Below are 1,829 nucleotides of genomic sequence, written 5' to 3' on the forward strand. Positions count from 1 at the left end.
CCCGGCGCCCCTGGGGCGCCGGGAGGCCTCCGTCCGGCGCTCGGGTCAGCCCAGTTTCGGCGCCACCGGCACGTCGCAGCGCAGGGTGAAGGAGTGCCCGGACGGGTCGGCGTAGCCGCGTTCCTCCAAGGGGCCCGTGGCGTCCTTCGTCTCCACCGGGCGGCCGCCGAGGCCCACGATCCGGCGTTCCGCGGCGTCCAGGTCGTCGACCTCGAACTCCAGGTGCGCCTGGAGCGAGTTCTCGGGACGCGGCCAGCTCGGCGTGGTGGCGTTGGCGTCCCGGCGCAGCGCCAGCCTGAAGCCGTCGGCGGCCCGGATCTCCACCCGGTTGGCGTTGACGCCCACCACCTCCGCCGCCAGCAGCTCTCGGTAGAACTCGGCGAGCTTCTCGGGCTCGGCGCAGTCGAGCACCACCACTCCCACAGGCACGGTCGACATGTCTCCTCCACAGGGTCCGGGGTCCGTCCACGGGTCGGGGCCACTCCCCGGCCTGTACTGGGCGCCTTTCCCCGTTCCGGGGATTCAATCAACGGTAAGTCCAGGGATACCTCGGGCTTTTGGCGATGCACGCACCTCAAGTGGCTTGTGCAGTAACGGATATCACGATGATCACCCGGTGCAGATCATCTAGGATCTGGGCATCCTCGTTCCGCTTACCGGTTCAACTTCCGTGCCGTGTAGCCGAGTTCGAGCGTGCGGGCCGCCTCCGCGACGGCTCGTTCGCAGGGCGGGGGACTCTGCGTTCCGTCTCCCGAAAGGAAGCACATGTCTCAGGACGTCCGGTTCGACCTTCCCTTCAACACCCCGGTCAGCGAGCATCTGGAGTACGCGCGGGCGCGTCATCTGCGCTGGGTGTGGGACATGGGGCTGGTGCGCAGCCGGGCCGGCTTCGACGAGTACCGCTCCTGGGACCTGCCGCAGGCCGCCGCCCGCACCTATCCGTACGCCTCGGCCGAGGACATGGTCGTCCTGATGAACTGGTTCTCGCTGGCGTTCCTGTTCGACGACCAGTTCGACGCCGGGCGGCCGGACCGGGCGGACGTGATAGCCGACGTGGCGCGGGAGCTCATCGTCACCCCACTGCGGCCGGCGGGAAGCACGCCCCGGGTGGTCTGCCCGATCACGGTGGCCTGGGCGCAGGTCTGGGAACGCCTCTCGGATGGCATGTCCCTGACCTGGCAGACCCGGTTCGCCGCGTCCTGGGGCCGGTTCCTGGTGGCCCACTGCGAGGAGGTCGACCTGGCGGCCCGCGGGCTGGCCGGGACGCTCGGCCTCGACGAGTACGCCGTGTTCCGGCGCCGTACCGTCGGCATCCACCACAGCATCGACGCCGGTGAGCGCAGCCGCGGATTCGAGGTGCCGGCGCGCGCGATGGCCCATCCCCTGATGGAGCGGATGCGTGATCTGGCCGCGGACACCATCGGGTTCATGAACGACATCCACTCCTTCGAGCGGGAGCGGCGCCGCGGGGACGGCCACAACCTGATCGCCGTACTGCACCGGGAGCGCGGCTGCTCGTGGGAGGAGGCCGCGGCCGAGGCGTACCGCGTGACGACCGCCTGCCTGGAGGAGTACCTGCAGCTCGAGGCGCGGGTGCCCCGTATGTGCGACGAGCTCGGGCTCGACGCGGACGAGCGCGAGCGGGTGGACAAGGGCGTACAGGCCATCCAGCACTGGATCGAGGGCAACTACGAGTGGGCCCTGACCAGCGGCCGGTACGCGGCGTCGAAGGAGGGCGCGGTGGCCACCGCCGAGCAGGCGGGCCGCGGCTCGGTCGATGATCTGCTGACCGTGTGAGACGGCCGTGCTGCCCGGCCCCGGGGCGGGGC

The 1,829-nt window shown here is 70.7% G+C and carries 2 protein-coding genes; one reads left to right on the forward strand and one right to left on the reverse strand.

Annotated features, from left to right (window positions below; all coding sequences use genetic code 11):
- Nucleotides 1–45 precede the first annotated feature (45 nt).
- Nucleotides 46–438 (reverse strand): VOC family protein, encoded by a 393-nt coding sequence (locus tag ACFWVE_RS34965; protein ID WP_384023279.1) that lies wholly within the window; start codon nt 436–438, stop codon nt 46–48.
- 327 nt (nt 439–765) lie between these two features.
- On the opposite strand from ACFWVE_RS34965, the gene ACFWVE_RS34970 reads away from it, so the two are divergent.
- Nucleotides 766–1,797 carry a 7-epi-alpha-eudesmol synthase gene (locus ACFWVE_RS34970; RefSeq protein WP_384023282.1) on the forward strand — a complete coding sequence of 344 codons (1,032 nt, stop codon included), beginning with the start codon at nt 766–768 and terminating at the stop codon, nt 1,795–1,797.
- Nucleotides 1,798–1,829 lie beyond the last annotated feature (32 nt).

It is taken from the genome of Streptomyces sp. NPDC058632, from assembly GCF_042717095.1.
In the GTDB taxonomy this organism is placed as follows: Bacteria; Actinomycetota; Actinomycetes; order Streptomycetales; family Streptomycetaceae; genus Streptomyces.

Excerpts from the sequence above, each read along its gene's own strand:
- ACFWVE_RS34965 (WP_384023279.1), bottom strand. The coding sequence starts at position 438 with ATGTCGACCGTGCCTGTGGGAGTGGTGGTGCTCGACTGCGCCGAGCCC.
- ACFWVE_RS34970 (WP_384023282.1), top strand. The coding sequence starts at position 766 with ATGTCTCAGGACGTCCGGTTCGACCTTCCCTTCAACACCCCGGTCAGC.